Source organism: Klebsiella sp. K4, from assembly GCF_014596785.2.
In the GTDB taxonomy this organism is placed as follows: Bacteria; Pseudomonadota; Gammaproteobacteria; order Enterobacterales; family Enterobacteriaceae; genus Klebsiella; species Klebsiella pneumoniae.
In genome coordinates this window covers 341,903-359,772 of sequence record NZ_CP115021.1, presented here as the reverse complement: position 1 = coordinate 359,772, position 17,870 = coordinate 341,903, and the positions used below count along the sequence as shown (strand labels likewise).

The following is a 17,870-nucleotide window of genomic DNA, read 5'->3' as shown; positions in this document are numbered from 1 at the left end:
AATCACCGCGATATGACAATCGAGAGGTTACCTCCGGTAGCTAAAAATTTGTTACAGGCCAATACGCGTAAAAAATCTTCCAGTTCCTCGCCACGTTATTAACAAAATAAATAGAGGCCCCTGAAGAAATAAGCACCTTTCATCGCATTGACCCGCAAAAAAGATTACTTCTAAGAAATCGCTGACAATAATTTAATAAAAACAAACAACTACTCTTAGCGTAAAATAAATCTACCCACACTCCGCCAGCTACCGCCTGAAAACCGCGGCCGACCAGTCCTGCCTGCGATTTTTTCCCATTCTCAGCCAATGTCGAAATTTGTGACATAGAGCAAATTCAAGAGCATAAACTTCGGACATAACTTGCAATAAATTTCATAATCACCGACCTTATTAGATATTAATTACGAAGCGCAAAAAAAATCGCAACCTCTCTCTTGCACAGCGAAATGTAGAACTATGTTGATTCCGTCCAAATTAAGTCGTCCGGTCCGCCTTGAACACACTGTGGTTCGTGAGCGCTTACTGGCGAAACTTTCCGGCGCGAACAATTATCGTCTCGTGCTGATCACCAGTCCTGCCGGGTACGGTAAAACAACGCTCATTTCTCAGTGGGCCGCGGGTAAAAACGATCTTGGGTGGTTTTCGCTGGACGAAGGCGACAACCAGCAGGAGCGTTTTGCCAGCTATCTGATCGCGGCGATTCAGCAGGCTACCGGCAACCACTGCGCGGCCAGTGAAGCGATGGTGCAAAAACGCCAGTACGCCAGTCTCTCCTCTCTTTTTGCGCAGCTGTTTATTGAACTTGCCGACTGGCAGCGCCCGCTGTATCTCGTCATTGATGATTACCATCTGATCAATAATCCGGTGATCCATGATGCGATGCGCTTTTTCCTGCGCCATCAGCCGGAGAATATGACCCTGGTGGTCCTGTCGCGTAACCTGCCGCAGCTGGGCATTGCCAATCTGCGCGTCCGCGATCAGCTTCTGGAGATTGGCAGTCAGCAGCTGGCCTTTACCCACCAGGAGGCGAAACAATTTTTCGACTGTCGTCTGACATCGCCTATCGAAGCCGACGACAGTAGCCGGCTGTGCGACGATGTCGCCGGGTGGGCCACCGCGCTACAACTCATCGCCCTCTCCGCCCGCCAGAATAACTCCTCCGCCCAACACTCCGCCCGCCGCCTCGCCGGGATTAACGCCAGCCATCTGTCGGATTATCTGGTGGATGAAGTGCTGGATAACGTTGACGCCCGCACGCGCAACTTTTTGCTGAAGAGTTCTCTGCTGCGCTCAATGAACGACGCGTTAATCGTGCGCGTCACCGGCGAAGAGAATGGCCAGATGCAGCTGGAGGAGATCGAACGCCAGGGGCTGTTCCTGCAGCGGATGGATGATTCCGGCGAATGGTTCCGCTATCACCCGCTGTTTGGCAGCTTCCTGCGCCAGCGCTGTCAGTGGGAGCTGGCGGTTGAACTACCGGAGATCCACCGCGCCGCGGCGGAAAGCTGGATGGCGCAAGGTTTCCCCAGCGAGGCCATCCACCATGCGCTGGCGGCCGGCGATGCCAAAATGCTGCGCGATATCTTGCTCAATCATGCCTGGGGCATGTTTAACCATAGCGAGCTGGGGCTACTGGAGCAGTCGCTGGCGGCGCTGCCATGGTCCAATCTGCTGGAAAATCCGCGCCTGATCCTGCTCCAGGCCTGGCTGATGCAGAGCCAGCATCGCTACAGCGAAGTCAATACCCTGCTGGCGCGCGCCGAGCAGGAGATGAGTGTGGAAATGGACACCGCGATGCATGGCGACTTCAACGCGCTGCGCGCGCAGGTGGCGATTAACGATGGCGACCAGGACGAGGCGGAACGTCTGTCAATGGTGGCCCTGGAAGAGCTGCCGCTGGCCAACTATTACAGCCGCATCGTCGCTACATCGGTGCATGGCGAAGTTCTCCATTGTAAGGGGAAGCTGACCAAATCCCTCGCCGTGATGCAGCAGACCGAACAGATGGCCCGCCGTCACGACGTATGGCATTACGCCCTGTGGAGCATCATTCAGCAAAGCGAAATCCTCTTCGCCCAGGGCTTCCTGCAGGCCGCCTGGGAGAGCCAGGAGAAAGCCTTCCAGCTGGTACGCGAACAGCATCTTGAGCAGTTGCCGATGCATGAGTTCCTGCTGCGCATCCGTTCTCAGCTGCTGTGGGCATGGGCGCGCCTCGACGAGGCTGAAGCTTGCGCCCGCCAGGGGATGGACGTGCTCTCCACCTATCAGCCGCAGCAGCAGCTGCAGTGCCTGGCGCTGATGGTCCAGTGCTCACTGGCGCGCGGCGATCTGGATAATGCCCGTAGCCACCTGAACCGGCTGGAAAACCTGCTCGGTAATGGTCACTATCACAGCGACTGGGTCTCCAACGCCGATAAGGTGCGAGTGATCTACTGGCAGATGACCGGTGATAAAACCGCGGCGGCCAACTGGCTGCGCCAGACGCCAAAGCCGGAGTTCGCCAACAACCACTTCCTGCAGAGCCAGTGGCGCAACATTGCCCGGGCGCAGATCCTGCTGGGCGACTTCGAACCGGCGGAAATGGTGCTGGAAGAGCTGAACGAAAATGCGCGTTCGCTGCGTTTGATGAGCGATCTCAACCGCAACCTGCTGCTGCTCAACCAGCTGTACTGGCAGTCGGGACGCAAGAGCGAAGCGCAGAAAGCCCTGCTGGAAGCCCTGACGCTCGCCAACCGCACCGGTTTTATCAACCACTTTGTGATTGAAGGCGAGGCGATGGCCCAGCAGCTGCGCCAGCTGATCCAGTTGAACACGTTGCCGGAGCTGGAGCAGCATCGCGCCCAGCGTATTCTGCGCGACATCAACCAGCATCATCGCCACAAATTCGCCCACTTTGACGAAGGGTTCGTCGAGCGACTGCTGAATCATCCGGAGGTGCCGGAGCTTATCCGCACCAGCCCGCTGACCCAGCGCGAGTGGCAGGTGCTTGGCTTAATCTATTCCGGTTACAGCAACGAGCAGATTGCCGGCGAGCTTGACGTGGCGGCCACCACCATCAAGACCCACATTCGCAACCTGTATCAGAAACTGGGCGTCGCCCACCGGCAGGACGCGGTACAGCATGCCCAGCAGTTACTTAAGATGATGGGATACGGCGTCTGACGACGCCGTTGCCGTTTAGCACAGCTCCAGCTGAAGGTTGTTATCAGTGATCACCTTCAGCACGCCGGCCGGCGGCAGCACGTCGGTATAGACCGCATCGACCATACTGATGCTGCCCATGTTGACCATCGCATTGCGGCCAAACTTGGTATGGTCCACCACCAGCATCACGTGGCGTGAATTCTCAATGATCGCCCGCTTGGTGCGCACTTCATGATAATCAAACTCCAGCAGCGAGCCATCGCTGTCTACGCCGCTGATGCCGAGAATGCCGAAGTCGAGGCGGAACTGCGAGATAAAGTCGAGGGTGGCTTCCCCGATGATCCCGCCGTCCCGGCTACGCAGTTCGCCGCCGGCGAGAATAATGCGGAAGTCCTCTTTCACCATCAGCGTGTTGGCGACGTTAAGGTTATTGGTCACAATCCGCAGATCGTTGTGATCGAGCAGGGCGTGCGCCACCGCTTCCGGCGTGGTGCCGATATCAATAAACAGCGTCGCCCCGTCCGGGATCTCGCTGGCCACCCGCCGGGCGATACGCTCTTTCTCCGCCGTCTGGGTCGCTTTGCGATCGTGCCAGGAGGTGTTCACCGAGCTGGAGGGCAGCGCCGCGCCGCCGTGATGGCGGAGGATCATTTTCTGTTCGGCTAAATCGTTCAGGTCGCGGCGGATGGTCTGCGGGCTTACCGCGAACTGCTCAACCAGCTCTTCCGTGCTGACGTAACCCTGTTTTTTTACCAGCTCGATAATGGCGTCATGACGTTGTGTTTGTTTCATGAAATATCCCTGGAAAAATGTCGCCTACCCGACCCCTGTCGGTAAGTCTTTATGCGCGTTTTCGCCCATGTAAGGTATCAACAAACGCCATCGCCAGGCCGGTCGCCAGACCAGCCACGTGCGCGCCGTTGGCGATCGCCATGCCGAAAACGTCAAACCAGCCAGCAATTAACCACACTAAAGAGAAGAGTATCAACCCGCGCTGCAGATAAATACCGCTCTGCGGATCGCGCTCGCCCCGCAGCCAGACGTAGCCCATCAGCGCGTAGACCACGCCCGACAAGCCACCAAACCACGGGCCGCTAAACTGGTGCTGCACGAAGCCGCTCAGCAGAGCGCTGATGACGGTGATCACCACCAGCTTGCCGCTGCCGATGCGCTTTTCCACCGCGCCGCCAAGATACCACCACCATAGCAGGTTGAAGAGAATATGCATCAGCGAGAAATGCATGAAAGCATGGCTGAAATAGCGCCAGGCTTCGAACTGCAGCGAAGGATCGTAGGGCCAGGCCAGCCAAATCATCACCGGCTGATCGCCCAGCAGATTTTGCAGGATGAACACCGCGATGCAGATCAGCAGAATCGCCCAGGTGAACGGACCGGCGTTATGCCGCAGCGTGGCAAAGAAAGGAAAGCGCTGATAGCGCAACCCGCTATTGGTCTGTCCGGACTGCCAGCTCGCCGCAAGATAGCGCGGGTCCGCCGGGTTTTCGAGAAAACGCGCCAGCTCAGCCCTGACGCGCCCGGCCTGACTCTCATCAGCCAGCCAGACGTCGCTCTGGGTATGCTGCTGGATGGTCAGGATAATCCCCTGCGTCGCCATATAATCGACAAACGCCTGGGCCACCCGCGGGTTGGCAAAAGAGGTAATCATTAACATGCAGCGAATCGCTTATTCCACACAAAGGGGGATAGTATACCTGCCAGTCGTTAAAACGTCCCGCGCGCCACTTCCGCCGGGAAATGGCGATGCCAGGCGTCGAACCCGCCGTCAACGCTATAGACCTTATCAAACCCCTGCTGCAGCAGATATTGCGCGGCGCCCTTGCTGCTGTTGCCGTGATAGCACATCACCATCACCGCCGTGTCAAAGTCGTTGTCACGCATAAACGCGCCCAGCGTATCGTTGGTCAGATGAAACGCGCCCGGCGTATGACCCATCGCATAGCTTTGCGGATCGCGGATATCGACCAGTACCGCCGTCTGCTGATGCAGTTTCTGGTGCGCTTCTTCAACATTGATGCATTCAAACTGTTCCATGATTCTCTTCTCTTTCTTGTCATGACGGGCGATGGCCGGCCCAATTTTACCCTGTAGTGTACCGTCAGGCGGTAAAGAAACGCCAATATGTTACACCCATCACTTCAAAATGTTTTTTTGATGTTACCAAAAGCGCGTTTGTTTGCTATAGTGAGCGATATCGAGCATTTATGAGCTTAAACGAAAGTGTGAGAGGGTAAGAACGTGGAAACCAAAGATCTGATTGTGATAGGCGGAGGCATCAACGGTGCCGGTATCGCGGCAGATGCCGCCGGGCGTGGTTTATCCGTACTGATGCTGGAAGCGCGCGATCTCGCCTGCGCCACCTCCAGCGCCAGTTCCAAACTGATCCACGGCGGGCTACGCTACCTCGAACACTATGAGTTCCGTCTGGTCAGCGAAGCGCTGGCCGAGCGTGAAGTGCTGTTAAAAATGGCCCCGCATATCGCCTTCCCGATGCGCTTTCGCCTACCGCATCGCCCGCATCTGCGCCCGGCATGGATGATCCGTATCGGCTTGTTTATGTACGATCATCTGGGCAAACGCACCAGCCTCCCGGGATCCACCGGGTTGCGTTTTGGCGCAGAATCGGTACTTAAACCGGAAATTGTGCGCGGTTTCGAATATTCCGACTGCTGGGTCGACGATGCCCGCCTGGTGCTGGCCAACGCGCAGATGGTCGTCCGCAAAGGCGGCGAAGTGCGTACCCGCACCCGCGCTATCTCGGCGAAACGTGAGAATGGCCTGTGGGTGGTGGAAGCGGAAGATATTGATAGCGGTGAGAAGTTTACCTGGAAGGCGCGCGGCCTGGTCAATGCCACCGGCCCATGGGTCAAACAGTTCTTCGACGAAGGGATGCATCTGCGCTCGCCTTACGGCATCCGTCTGATCAAGGGCAGCCACATCGTGGTGCCGCGGGTGCATACCCAGAAACAGGCTTATATTCTGCAGAACGAAGATAAACGCATAGTGTTTGTTATTCCGTGGATGGATGAGTTCTCTATCATCGGCACGACGGACGTCGAGTATAAGGGCGATCCGAAAGCGGTGGCCATTGATGATAAAGAGATCAACTATCTGCTGAACGTCTATAACGCGCACTTTAAAAAGACCCTCAGCCGGGACGATATCGTCTGGACCTACTCCGGCGTCCGTCCGCTGTGCGACGACGAGTCGGATTCGCCGCAGGCCATTACCCGCGACTATACCCTGGATATTCACGATGAAAACGGTCAGGCGCCGCTGCTGTCCGTCTTCGGCGGCAAGCTGACCACCTATCGCAAACTGGCCGAGCATGCACTGGAAAAACTGAGCCCCTATTACAAAGGGATCGGCCCGGCATGGACCAAAACCGCGGTGCTCCCCGGCGGCGATATCGGCGGCGACCGCGACGACTACGCGGCAAAACTGCGCCGTCGCTTCCCGTTCATCAGTGAATCACTGGCCCGCCATTATGCTCGCACCTACGGGAGCAACAGCGAGTGGATCCTGAAGGAAGCCAGCGCCCTGAGCGATCTCGGGGAAGATTTCGGCCACGAGTTTTATGAAGCCGAGCTGAAATATCTGGTGGAGCACGAGTGGGTGCGCAGCCTGGATGACGCCATCTGGCGTCGTACCAAACAGGGCATGTGGCTGACTGCCGAGCAGCAGGCGCGCATCAGCGAATGGCTGGCGCAGCATGCGGGAAAGTCTGAACTGTCGTTAGCGTCGTAACGCTGCCGGCGGAAACGCCTGAGGCCAGGTTCAACCGCAATAATCAAACAACGGGGTCAAATGGCCCCGTTGTGTTGCGTTGACTGGCTTACAGCCTTACCGGGTCGATATGCCAGATATATTTCGCGTACTCCTGGATCGTCCGGTCAGAAGAGAAGTAGCCCATGTTGGCAATATTCAACATTGCCTTATAAGCCCACTCTTCCGGGTTTTGATACAGCTCGTCGACGCGATCCTGGCAGTCCACATAGCTACGATAGTCCGCCAGAACCTGGTAGTGGTCGCCAAAGTTAATCAGCGAATCCAGCAGGTCGCGGTAGCGCCCCGGTTCCGCCGGGCTGAAGACGCCGGTACCGATCTGCGTCAGCGCCTGGTGAAGCTCTTCATCCTGCTCGTAGTATTCGCGTGGTTTATAGCCGCTGCGACGCAGCTCCTCCACCTCTTCCGCGGTGTTGCCGAAGATAAAGATATTCTCTTCCCCCACGTGCTCCTGCATCTCCACGTTTGCCCCATCAAGGGTGCCGATAGTCAGCGCGCCGTTAAGGGCAAACTTCATATTACTGGTGCCGGAAGCTTCAGTGCCTGCGAGGGAGATCTGTTCCGACAGATCTGCCGCCGGAATGATCAGCTGCGCCAGACTAACGCTGTAGTTGGGGATAAAGACGACCTTCAGCTTGTCGCCAATCTGCGGATCGTTATTGATCACCGCCGCCACATCGTTGATCAGGTGAATAATGTGCTTGGCCATATAGTAGGCCGAGGCCGCCTTACCGGCGAAAATATTCACCCGCGGCACCCACTCGGCCTGCGGATCGGCCTTGATCCGGTTATAGCGGGTGATGACGTGCAGCACATTCATTAGCTGCCGTTTGTATTCATGGATACGTTTGATCTGCACATCAAACAGCGCCTTCGGATTGACCACCACATTGAGCTGTTGAGCAATATAGCTGGCCAGCCGCTGTTTGTTCTCAAACTTGGCCTGACGCACCGCCTGATTGACCATCGGGTAGTCGATATGCTGTTTCAGCTCATCAAGCTGACTCAGATCGGTCCGCCAGGTGCGGCCGATATGCTCATCCAGCACTTTCGACAGCGGCGGGTTGGCCAGCGCCAGCCAGCGGCGCGGCGTCACACCGTTGGTCACGTTGATAAAGCGCATTGGGAAGATTTTGGCGAATTCGGCAAACAGTGACTCCACCATCAGTCGGGAATGCAGCTCGGACACCCCGTTGACCTTGTGGCTGACCACTACCGCCAGCCAGGCCATCCGCACACGGCGGCCGTTAGACTCGTCGATAATCGAGGTGCGGCTGAGGAGGTCGGTATCGTTCGGATACTGCTCCTGCAAGGTCTTGAGGAAATAGTCGTTAATCTCGAAGATAATTTGCAGATGGCGCGGCAGAATTTTACCCAGCATATCCACCGGCCAGGTCTCGAGCGCTTCGCTCATCAGGGTGTGGTTGGTATAGGAGAAGACCTGACAGGTCACCTCGAACGCCTCGTCCCAGCTGAACTTATGTTCGTCGATAAGCAGACGCATCAGCTCCGGTATCGACAGCACCGGGTGGGTGTCATTCAGGTGAATGGCAATCTTGTCCGCCAGGTTGTCATAGGTCTTATGCAACATGTAATGGCGACTCAGGATATCCTGCACCGTGGCCGACACGAGGAAATACTCCTGGCGCAGGCGCAGCTCGCGGCCGGAGTAGGTCGAGTCGTCCGGATAGAGCACGCGGGAGACGTTTTCGGAGTGGTTTTTATCCTCTACCGCGGCGAAGTAGTCGCCCTGGTTGAATTTACCGAGGTTAATTTCGCTGCTGGCCTGCGCGCTCCACAGACGCAGCGTGTTGGTGGCGTCGGTGTCAAAGCCGGGGATGATCTGGTCGTAGGCTTCCGCAATGATCTCCTCCGTCTCAATCCAGCGGGTTTTCTTTCCTTCCTGCTGAATGCGGCCGCCGAAGCGCACTTTATAGCGGGTGTTGTGGCGCTCAAACTCCCACGGGTTACCGTACTCCAGCCAGTAGTCAGGAGACTCTTTTTGTCGGCCATCGACAATATTCTGTTTAAACATCCCGTAGTCGTAGCGGATGCCGTAACCGCGTCCCGGCAGACCCAGCGCCGCCAGGGAGTCAAGGAAGCAAGCCGCCAGGCGGCCCAGACCGCCGTTGCCAAGCCCGGGGTCATTCTCTTCATCGATCAGCTCTTCGAGATCGAGCCCCATCTCCGCCAGCGCGCTGCTCACATCGTCATAAATGCCCAGCGACAGCAGCGCATTCGAGAGGGTGCGGCCGATCAGAAACTCCATCGACAGATAGTACACCTGGCGCACTTCCTGGGAGAGCTGCGCGCGGTTGGAGCGCAGCCAGCGCTCCACCATGCGATCGCGAACGGCAAACAGCGTGGCGTTAAGCCATTCATGCTTGTTGGCGATGGCCGGATCTTTACCGATGATAAACATCAGTTTATAGGCAATAGAATGCTTTAACGCCTCAACGCTCAGCGTCGGTGATGCATAGCTAAAGGGTACATTCATAACAATGACTCCAGTGGTTACATCAAGCGTTGATAAAGTTCGCGATAGGAGTTCGCGGCAACCTGCCAGCTAAAATCCATATTCATCGCCTGACGCTGCACGTAGCGCCAGAGCGACGGGCGCGACCAGAGGACAAAGGCGCGACGGATAGCGCGCAGCAATGACAGCGCATTGCTGTCCTCAAAGACAAACCCTGTCGCCAGACCATCGGCCAGATTCTCCAGCGAACTGTCAGCGACGGTGTCCGCCAGACCGCCGGTGCGGCGCACCAGCGGCAGCGTCCCGTACTTCAGACCATACAGCTGGGTCAGGCCGCAGGGTTCAAAGCGGCTCGGGACCAGAATGACGTCGGCGCCGCCCATAATGCGGTGGGAGAAGGCCTCATGGTAGCCAATCTGCACACCCACTTTGCCCGGGTGTTCGGCGGCGGCGGCGAGGAAACCTTCCTGCAGCACCGGATCGCCGGCGCCCAGTAGCGCCAGCTGGCCGCCCTGCTCAAGCAGACCCGGCAGCGCTTCAAGCACCAGGTCCAGCCCTTTCTGGCTGGTAAGACGGCTGACGACGGCAAACAACGGCGCTTTATCATCGACCTTCAGGCCCATGGCAATCTGCAGCTGACGCTTGTTCTCCGCCTTCTCCTCCAGCGTGTCGCGATCGTAGCGCATCGGCAGCAGCAGATCGTTTTGCGGGCTCCAGATACCGTCGTCAACGCCGTTGAGAATTCCCGACAGCCGACCTTCATGATGGCGCTGGCGCAGCAGCCCCTCCATGCCGTAGGCGTACTGCGGCTCGGTGATCTCGCGCGCGTAGGTCGGGCTCACCGCCGTAATATGGTCGGCGTAGTAGAGGCCGGCCTTGAGAAACGAGATCTGCCCGTTAAACTCGAGGCCATGCATGTTATAGAACGACCAAGGCAGCTCAATGTCATTCATATGCCAGGAGTAAAACATCCCCTGGTACGCCAGGTTGTGCACGGTAAACACCGATTTAGCCGGGCGTCCGCGCGCCGCCAGGTAGGCCGGCGTCAGGCCGGCGTGCCAGTCATGGGCATGCACCACATCCGGGCGCCAGAACGGATCCAGTCCGCTGGCCATTTCACTTCCCACCCAGCCCAGCAGCGCAAAGCGCAGGACGTTGTCGGGATAAGCGTGCTGGTTGGTATCGTGGTAAGGGCTCCCCGGACGGTCATAGAGATGCGGGGCGTCTATCAGGTAGATCCCCACGCCGTTAAAGTGGCCGTACAGCAGCGTGATCCGCCCGGCGAAGGTATCCCGGCGGGTCACCACCTGGGCATCCACCACGCCGCGACGGATATCGGGAAACGCCGGCAACAGCACGCGCGTATCGATACCCTCCGCGATTTGCGCCGCCGGCAGTGCGCCGATGACGTCCGCCAGACCGCCCGTCTTTAACAGCGGGAACATCTCAGAACATACATGTAAGACCTGCATTAGCGCTCCTGTTTGTGCCCTAATTTCCGCAGCATGTCGCGGGTCACCAGCACGATACCTTCCTCTGAGCGATAGAAGCGGCGTGCATCCTCTTCCGCATTCTCACCAATCACCATTCCTTCCGGGATAACACAGGCGCGGTCAATCACGCAGCGACGCAGGCGGCATGAGCGCCCCACCCAGACATCTGGCAACAAGACTGCCGAATCAATGTTACAGAACGAATTCACCCGCACGCGCGGGAACAGCACCGACTGCACCACCACCGACCCGGAGATAATGCACCCCCCGGAAACCAGCGAGTTCAGGGTCATGCCGTGGCTACCGGAGCGGTCCTGCACGAACTTCGCCGGCGGCAGCGATTCCATATGGGTGCGGATCGGCCAGTTCTGGTCGTACATATCCAGCTCCGGCGTGACTGACGCCAGATCGAGGTTAGCCTTCCAGTAGGCTTCCAGCGTCCCCACGTCGCGCCAGTAAGGTTCGGCGTTCGGGTCGGACTGCACGCAGGAGAGCGGGAAAGGATGTGCATAAGCCATGCCAGCTTCGGTGATCTTCGGAATGATGTCTTTGCCGAAATCGTGGCTGGAGTTCTCGTTGCGATCGTCTTCTTCCAGCAGCTCATAAAGATAGGCGGCGTCAAAGACATAAATGCCCATGCTGGCCAGCGATTTGGTCGGGTCGGTCGGCATCGCCGGCGGGTTGGCGGGTTTCTCGACAAACTCAATGATTTTTTCGTTTTCGTCGACCGCCATGACGCCGAAGGCGGATGCCTCTTCAATGGGCACCGGCATGCAGGCCACGGTGCAACGCGCCCCTTTTTCGACATGGTCGATCAGCATGCGCGAGTAGTCCTGCTTATAAATATGGTCGCCCGCGAGGATCACCACGTACTCGGCCTTGTAGCGGCTGATGATATCCAGGTTCTGCGTCACCGCATCCGCCGTGCCGCGATACCAATTTTCGCCATGCACGCGCTGCTGAGCCGGCAGCAGATCGACAAACTCGTTCATCTCTTCGCTGAAGAACGACCAGCCGCGCTGGATGTGCTGCACCAGCGTGTGCGACTGATACTGGGTAATAACGCCGATGCGGCGGATCCCTGAGTTAATGCAGTTAGATAATGCGAAATCGATAATACGGAACTTGCCGCCAAAGTGAACGGCAGGTTTCGCACGCTTAATGGTGAGATCCTTCAGCCGGGTGCCACGCCCGCCCGCGAGGATCAACGCCACGGATTTGATGGGTAATTGACGCGCCAGCATCAGCGGATCGTTTTTTTCAAGCCTAACCATGATTAACTCCTTTTTACACCCCCGCTTTCCAGCTCATCCCGCCGCGCCGCCGCCACGGGTCCAACCGAAAGCTTCAGGGCTTACGACCTTTGAAATACGCACACTCCGTGCGCGGGCCCATGCCAGACAGCCATGATGACCGGATTATCCTCTCCGGCGAATGGAGGAACGGCGCGCCATTCCCCCTCGGGTAAAACCATATCCACCACCTCTGCGGTGGCGTTCAGCGTGAGCAGCCAGCGATCCGACAACTGGATCTGCATACACGCGGCCCCCTGCTGCCACTCCGCGGCAGTCAGGGGCTGGGCGTTGCGATTAAGCCAGCGGACGTTGCCATCCCCCTCCTGCCACCAGCGGTTGCGGGTGAGCGCCGGAATACGACGCCGCAGGTGGATCAGCGCCGCGGTAAAGGCGGTTAATCCCGGGTTCGCCTGGCGCCAGTCCAGCCACGTCAGGGCGTTGTCCTGGCAGTAAGCATTATTGTTACCGTGCTGGCTGTGGCCCTGTTCATCGCCCGCCAGCAGCATTGGCGTCCCCTGAGCCAGCAGCAGCGTCGTCAGCAGCGCATGCGCGCTGGCGCGCCGCCGTTCAATCACCGCAAAATTCGCTTCTAATCCTTCTATACCATGATTGTTGCTGTAGTTATTGTTAGTCCCATCGCGATTCTCCTCCCCGTTTGCCTCATTGTGTTTCTGATTGAAACAAACGCAGTCGCGCAGCGTGAAGCCATCGTGGGCCGTCACCAGGTTGACCGTCGCCGATGGCGGCTTGCCATCGCGGGCAAAGAGATCGCTGGAGGCCGCGAAACGTTGCGCAAAATCCCCCAGGGAGACATTTTGCTGTAGCCAGAAGCGTCGGGCGCTATCGCGAAAATGGTCATTCCATTCAGCGAACAGCGGTGGGAAATTACCCACCTGATAGCCGCCCGGGCCGATATCCCAAGGTTCCGCAATCAGTTTCACCTGCGACAGCACGCTGTCGCGGCGGATAGCCTCGAACAGCGGCGCATCCTGGCGGAATTCCGGCGTCCGCCCCATCACTGAGGCGAGGTCGAAGCGAAAGCCGTCGACATGGCACTCATCCACCCAAAAGCGCAAACACTGGCGCGCCCACTCCACCACGCCGGGGTGGCTAAGATTGAGCGTATTACCGCACCCGGTCCAGTTGTGATAATCGCCATCCTCCCTTACCCAATAATAGCTACGGTTGTCGATTCCGCGCAGGGAGACGGTGGGCCCTTCGAGATCGATTTCCGCACTATGGTTGAGCACGATATCCAGAATCACTTCGATACCGGCGGCGTGCAGCGCCTTAACCGCATCGCGAAACTCATCGAGGGCGCGATCCGGGTCGCTGGCGTAGCGCGGATCCAGCGCGAACCACGCCAACGGGTTGTAGCCCCAGTAGTTGCTTAACCCCATCCGCTGCAGTCGCGGCTCGCTGGCGAACTGCGCCACCGGCAACAGCTCAAGGGCGCTGATGCCCAGCGATTTGAAGTAAGCGATCATCGCCGGGTGGCCCAGCGCTTTATAGGTTCCGCGAATGGCTTCCGGTAGCTGCGGATTAAGCAAGGTGAGCCCTTTCACGTGCGCTTCATAAATCACCGTTTCCCCCCATGGGGTACGCGGCGGTTTATCGCCACGCCAGTCATAGCGCAGATCCACCACCTGCGATTTTGGCGCGACCGCGGCGCTGTCGCGGCGATCGGGCTGCCACATGCCGCCGTGCAGGCGCTCATCGTCAGGCAGATCGCCCTCGACCCTGTGGGCGCTGGGATCGATCAACAGCTTGGCCGGGTTAAAGCGGTGCCCCTGCGCCGGGTCCCAGGGACCATGTACCCGATAGCCGTAGCGCAGGCCCGGCCCGGCGGCGGCCAGCCAGCCGTGCCAGATATCGCCGCTGCGCGCCGGGAGATCGAAGCGTTGCTCGTTGCCCTGCTCGTCGAATACGCACAGCTCCACTCGCTCCGCATGGGCGGAGAAGAGGGCGAAATTCACCCCCTTGCCGTCATAGCTGGCGCCCAATGGCGCAGGTTTGCCTGCCGCGAGTGAGGTCATTGCGCCTCCCGGACCAGCCAGATCGTCGCCAGCGGGGGCAGGGTCAGCGACAGCGAATGCTCGCGGCCATGACTGGCGATAGCGTCGCTTTCCACCACGCCGCCATTGCCCTGATTGCTGCCGTGATAGTGCATGGAGTCGGTATTTAGCGCCTCGCGCCAGCGGCCCGGCTGGTTAATGCCGAAGCGGTAGTCGTGGCGCGGCACCGGCGTGAAGTTGCTGGCGACGATAATCTCGTTGCCAGCCCGGTCACGGCGTACAAAGACAAACACCGAGCGCTCATGGTCGTCGACCACCAGCCATTCGAAGCCGTAGGGGTCAAAATCCAGCTCGTGCAGCGCTTTATGATGACGGTAGGTATGGTTCAGGTCGCGCACCAGCCGCTGGACGCCGTGGTGCCAGTTGTCGCCGCCCTCCAGCAGATGCCAGTCGAGGCTAACGTCATGGTTCCACTCGCGGCCCTGAGCGAACTCATTGCCCATAAACAGCAGCTTTTTCCCCGGGAAGGCGAACAGCCAGCCGTAGTAGGCGCGCAGGTTGGCGAACTTCTGCCAGGCATCGCCCGGCATGCGGTCGAGAATCGATTTTTTGCCGTGCACCACTTCATCGTGGGAGAGCGGCAGCACAAAATTCTCGGTGTAGTTGTAGAGCATGCCGAAGGTCATTTTGTCGTGATGGTAGCGGCGATGCACCGGATCGAGCTTCATGTAATCCAGGGTGTCGTGCATCCAGCCGAGGTTCCATTTGAACCAGAAACCGAGGCCGCCGCCGGCTGGCGGACGGGTCACCCCGGCAAAATCGGTGGACTCTTCCGCCATGGTGACCGCGCCCGGCGTCTGTTCGCCAAGGATGCGGTTGGTGTTGCGCAGAAACTCAATGGCTTCCAGATTCTCCCGCCCGCCGTATTCGTTGGGGATCCACTCTCCCGCCTTGCGGCTGTAATCGCGATAGATCATCGAGGCCACCGCGTCGACCCGCAGCGCATCGATGCCGAAGCGTTCGATCCAGTACAGCGCGTTACCCACCAGGTAGTTGCTGACTTCCCGACGTCCGTAGTTGTAGATCAGGGTATTCCAGTCCTGGTGATACCCCTCGCGCGGATCGCTGTGCTCATACAGCGAAGTGCCGTCAAACGAGGCAAGGGCAAAATCATCCGCCGGGAAGTGGCCGGGCACCCAGTCAAGAATGACGTTCAGCCCGGCGGCGTGCGCAGCATTGATAAAGTAACGGAAATCGTCGCGGGTGCCGAAGCGGCGGGTCGGCGCATAGAGCCCGGTGGGTTGATAGCCCCAGCTGCCGTCGAACGGGTGCTCGTTAACCGGCAATAGTTCGAGATGGGTGAAGCCCATCCATTTCGCATAGGGCACCAGCTGGTCGGCCAGCTCGCGGTAGCTCAGCCAGAAATTATTATCGGTATGACGGCGCCAGGAGCCGAGATGCACTTCATAGATAGAGATCGGGGCATCAAACTGGTTCGCCGCTCTGCGGTCCGCTGGCTGTTCCACTTTGGGCGGCAGGTCGCAGATAAGCGAGGCGCTTTCCGGACGCATTTGCGACTCAAAGGCGTAAGGGTCGGCTTTGACCCGCAGATTGCCGTGGGCGTCAATCAGTTCGAATTTATACAGCTGGCCATTGTGCGCGCCGGGAACGAACAGCTCCCAGATCCCGGACTCTTTGCGGAATCGCATCGGGTGGCGACGGCCATCCCAGTAGTTAAACTGCCCCACCACCGATACGCGGCGGGCGTTCGGCGCCCACACCGAGAAACGGGTACCGGTGACGCCGTCCATGGTGGCAGCGTGCGCGCCCAGCGTTTCGTAAGGGCGCAGGTGGGTCCCTTCCGACAGCAGCCAGACGTCAAGGTCCTGCAACAGCGGACCAAAGCGATAAGGGTCATCGATCAGATTCTGCTGCCCGTGCCAGGTGACGGCCAGCTGATAGCGAAAAGCATTTTTACGCCGCGGCAGGACGCCGCTGAAGAAACCACGCGAGTCGAGACATTCGAGCTTGCCGACTTTGCGTCCGGTTTTCGGTTCAATAACCCACACGTCGGTGGCATCGGGTAATAATGCGCGCACTTCCAGCCCGGCGTCAGTACGGTGCATGCCGAGCACGGAAAAGGGATCCGCGAAATGACCGGCGATTAGCGCATTAATCACGTCTCTATCAATATGATTAGACATGCTTTCATCCTGTTGTAAGTGTCGCTCATTCCTGTAACTGGCGACTTTTTTTGACCTGAACGGCGCAGTGCTCTCAGCATCCTCCTGCTCCGTCCCACCTTCAGGTAAGGAATTCCTTACTTAAAGCATAGCCAAGGCTGAGTTACCTCCGTGGGGAAAAATCTAACATCCGCGTTTACTCCTTGTATTACGCAAAAAAAAAGGGGGCTTGAAGACCCCCTTTCTGTTCATCCTGGGCTTACGCCAGCTGGCGAAGCATCCGGCGCAGCGGCTCCGCGGCGCCCCACAGCAGCTGGTCGCCAACGGTAAAGGCCGATAGATACTCCGGCCCCATATTCAGTTTACGCAGGCGTCCTACCGGGGTGGTCAGGGTGCCCGTCACCGCGGCTGGGGTCAGCTCGCGCATGGTAATCTCACGATCGTTCGGTACCACTTTGGCCCACGGGTTGTGCGCGGCCAGCAGCTCCTCAACGGTCGGGATAGAAACATCTTTCTTCAGCTTGATGGTAAACGCCTGGCTGTGGCAGCGCAGCGCGCCAACGCGAACGCAGAGGCCGTCTACCGGGATAACGGACGAGGTGGCGAGGATCTTGTTGGTCTCCGCCTGGCCTTTCCACTCTTCGCGGCTCTGACCGTTATCCAGCTGTTTGTCGATCCACGGGATCAGGCTGCCCGCCAGCGGTACGCCAAAGTTATCGACCGGCAGCTCGCCGCTGCGGGTCAGCGACGTCACTTTGCGCTCAATATCCAGGATGGCGGAAGCCGGGTCCGCCAGCTCCGCGGCCACATGATTATGCAGTTGCCCCATCTGGCTCAGCAGCTCGCGCATATGACGCGCGCCGCCGCCGGAAGCCGCCTGGTACGTCGCCACGCTGACCCACTCCACCAGATCCTGAGCAAACAGGCCGCCGAGGGACATCAGCATCAGGCTGACGGTGCAGTTGCCGCCGACAAAGGTTTTCACGCCGTTGTTCAGGCCGGCGGTGATCACATCCTGGTTAACCGGGTCGAGGATAATGATCGCATCGTCCTTCATGCGCAGCGAAGAAGCCGCGTCAATCCAGTAACCCTGCCAGCCGCTTGCGCGCAGCTTCGGGTAAATCTCGTTGGTGTAATCGCCGCCCTGGCACGTGACAATAATGTCCAGCGCCTTCAGAGCGTCCAGATCGAACGCATCCTGCAGCGTGCCACCGGTGCTACCGCCGAATGACGGCGCTGGCTGTCCCAGCTGGGAGGTAGAGAAGAACACCGGGCGAATGGCGTCGAAATCGCGCTCTTCAACCATGCGTTGCATGAGGACAGAGCCGACCATTCCGCGCCAGCCGATAAAACCAACATTTTTCATAACGTATTCCTGCGAGGTGTGTGCTGTTTGTGCCTGGCCAGTTTCCAACTGGATTATCCCTCACCTTACAAAATGCAGCTAAAGTCGCAAG

At 58.5% G+C, this 17,870-nt stretch carries 11 protein-coding genes; 2 read left to right on the top strand and 9 right to left on the bottom strand.

Going from position 1 to position 17,870, the window contains the following annotated elements; genetic code table 11:
• Nucleotides 1-459 precede the first annotated feature (459 nt).
• Nucleotides 460-3,165, top strand: a complete 2,706-nt coding sequence (malT, locus tag IB144_RS01660; protein WP_002920545.1) for an HTH-type transcriptional regulator MalT — start codon at nucleotides 460-462, stop codon at nucleotides 3,163-3,165.
• A gap of 15 nt (nucleotides 3,166-3,180) precedes the next feature.
• Here the strand turns inward: malT and IB144_RS01655 are convergent, their stop codons facing one another.
• Genes IB144_RS01655 through glpE form a run of 3 tightly spaced genes read right to left on the bottom strand, consistent with a single transcriptional unit; the run spans nucleotide 3,181 to nucleotide 5,199 of the window.
• On the bottom strand, nucleotides 3,181-3,939 hold the full coding sequence (locus tag IB144_RS01655) for a DeoR/GlpR family transcriptional regulator (protein WP_002920548.1): 759 nt from the start codon (nucleotides 3,937-3,939) through the stop codon (nucleotides 3,181-3,183).
• A gap of 49 nt (nucleotides 3,940-3,988) precedes the next feature.
• Nucleotides 3,989-4,819 (bottom strand): rhomboid family intramembrane serine protease GlpG, encoded by an 831-nt coding sequence (glpG, locus tag IB144_RS01650; RefSeq protein ID WP_004151408.1) that lies wholly within the window; start codon nucleotides 4,817-4,819, stop codon nucleotides 3,989-3,991.
• Between the two features lie 50 nt (nucleotides 4,820-4,869).
• Complete coding sequence (gene glpE / locus IB144_RS01645) at nucleotides 4,870-5,199, bottom strand: thiosulfate sulfurtransferase GlpE (protein WP_002920552.1); 330 nt, start codon at nucleotides 5,197-5,199, stop codon at nucleotides 4,870-4,872.
• A 204-nt stretch (nucleotides 5,200-5,403) separates the two neighbouring features.
• On the opposite strand from glpE, the gene glpD reads away from it, so the two are divergent.
• Nucleotides 5,404-6,912 (top strand): glycerol-3-phosphate dehydrogenase, encoded by a 1,509-nt coding sequence (gene glpD / locus IB144_RS01640; protein WP_032418308.1) that lies wholly within the window; start codon nucleotides 5,404-5,406, stop codon nucleotides 6,910-6,912.
• Nucleotides 6,913-7,000: 88 nt separating this feature from the next.
• On the opposite strand, the gene glgP is transcribed toward glpD, so the two are convergent.
• From glgP to asd, 6 genes are all read right to left on the bottom strand, one after another.
• Nucleotides 7,001-9,448, bottom strand: coding sequence for a glycogen phosphorylase (glgP, locus tag IB144_RS01635; RefSeq protein WP_002920561.1), 2,448 nt, complete (start codon nucleotides 9,446-9,448; stop codon nucleotides 7,001-7,003).
• A gap of 17 nt (nucleotides 9,449-9,465) precedes the next feature.
• On the bottom strand, nucleotides 9,466-10,899 hold the full coding sequence (gene glgA, locus IB144_RS01630) for a glycogen synthase GlgA (protein ID WP_002920564.1): 1,434 nt from the start codon (nucleotides 10,897-10,899) through the stop codon (nucleotides 9,466-9,468).
• Nucleotides 10,899-12,194, bottom strand: coding sequence for a glucose-1-phosphate adenylyltransferase (glgC, locus tag IB144_RS01625; RefSeq protein ID WP_002920566.1), 1,296 nt, complete (start codon nucleotides 12,192-12,194; stop codon nucleotides 10,899-10,901). Before glgC ends, glgA begins: the two co-directional genes overlap by 1 nt.
• An 80-nt stretch (nucleotides 12,195-12,274) precedes the next feature.
• Nucleotides 12,275-14,251 (bottom strand): glycogen debranching protein GlgX, encoded by a 1,977-nt coding sequence (glgX, locus tag IB144_RS01620; RefSeq protein WP_004174015.1) that lies wholly within the window; start codon nucleotides 14,249-14,251, stop codon nucleotides 12,275-12,277.
• The gene (gene glgB / locus IB144_RS01615) at nucleotides 14,248-16,434 is read right to left on the bottom strand and encodes a 1,4-alpha-glucan branching enzyme (protein ID WP_004150069.1); all 2,187 of its coding nucleotides are present in this window, start codon (nucleotides 16,432-16,434) and stop codon (nucleotides 14,248-14,250) included. The genes glgX and glgB overlap by 4 nt, the downstream gene beginning before the upstream one ends.
• 238 nt (nucleotides 16,435-16,672) lie before the next feature.
• Nucleotides 16,673-17,779 (bottom strand): aspartate-semialdehyde dehydrogenase, encoded by a 1,107-nt coding sequence (asd, locus tag IB144_RS01610; RefSeq protein ID WP_002920570.1) that lies wholly within the window; start codon nucleotides 17,777-17,779, stop codon nucleotides 16,673-16,675.
• Between the last annotated feature and the right edge of the window lie 91 nt (nucleotides 17,780-17,870).

What these genes read in the sequence shown, in the direction of transcription:
- glgC (WP_002920566.1), bottom strand. Translation starts at nt 12,194, where the DNA reads ATGGTTAGGCTTGAAAAAAACGATCCGCTGATGCTGGCGCGTCAATTA.
- glgX (WP_004174015.1), bottom strand. Translation starts at nt 14,251, where the DNA reads ATGACCTCACTCGCGGCAGGCAAACCTGCGCCATTGGGCGCCAGCTAT.
- IB144_RS01655 (WP_002920548.1), bottom strand. Translation starts at nt 3,939, where the DNA reads ATGAAACAAACACAACGTCATGACGCCATTATCGAGCTGGTAAAAAAA.
- glgP (WP_002920561.1), bottom strand. Translation starts at nt 9,448, where the DNA reads ATGAATGTACCCTTTAGCTATGCATCACCGACGCTGAGCGTTGAGGCG.
- glpE (WP_002920552.1), bottom strand. Translation starts at nt 5,199, where the DNA reads ATGGAACAGTTTGAATGCATCAATGTTGAAGAAGCGCACCAGAAACTG.
- glgB (WP_004150069.1), bottom strand. Translation starts at nt 16,434, where the DNA reads ATGTCTAATCATATTGATAGAGACGTGATTAATGCGCTAATCGCCGGT.
- glpG (WP_004151408.1), bottom strand. Translation starts at nt 4,819, where the DNA reads ATGTTAATGATTACCTCTTTTGCCAACCCGCGGGTGGCCCAGGCGTTT.
- asd (WP_002920570.1), bottom strand. Translation starts at nt 17,779, where the DNA reads ATGAAAAATGTTGGTTTTATCGGCTGGCGCGGAATGGTCGGCTCTGTC.
- malT (WP_002920545.1), top strand. Translation starts at nt 460, where the DNA reads ATGTTGATTCCGTCCAAATTAAGTCGTCCGGTCCGCCTTGAACACACT.
- glgA (WP_002920564.1), bottom strand. Translation starts at nt 10,899, where the DNA reads ATGCAGGTCTTACATGTATGTTCTGAGATGTTCCCGCTGTTAAAGACG.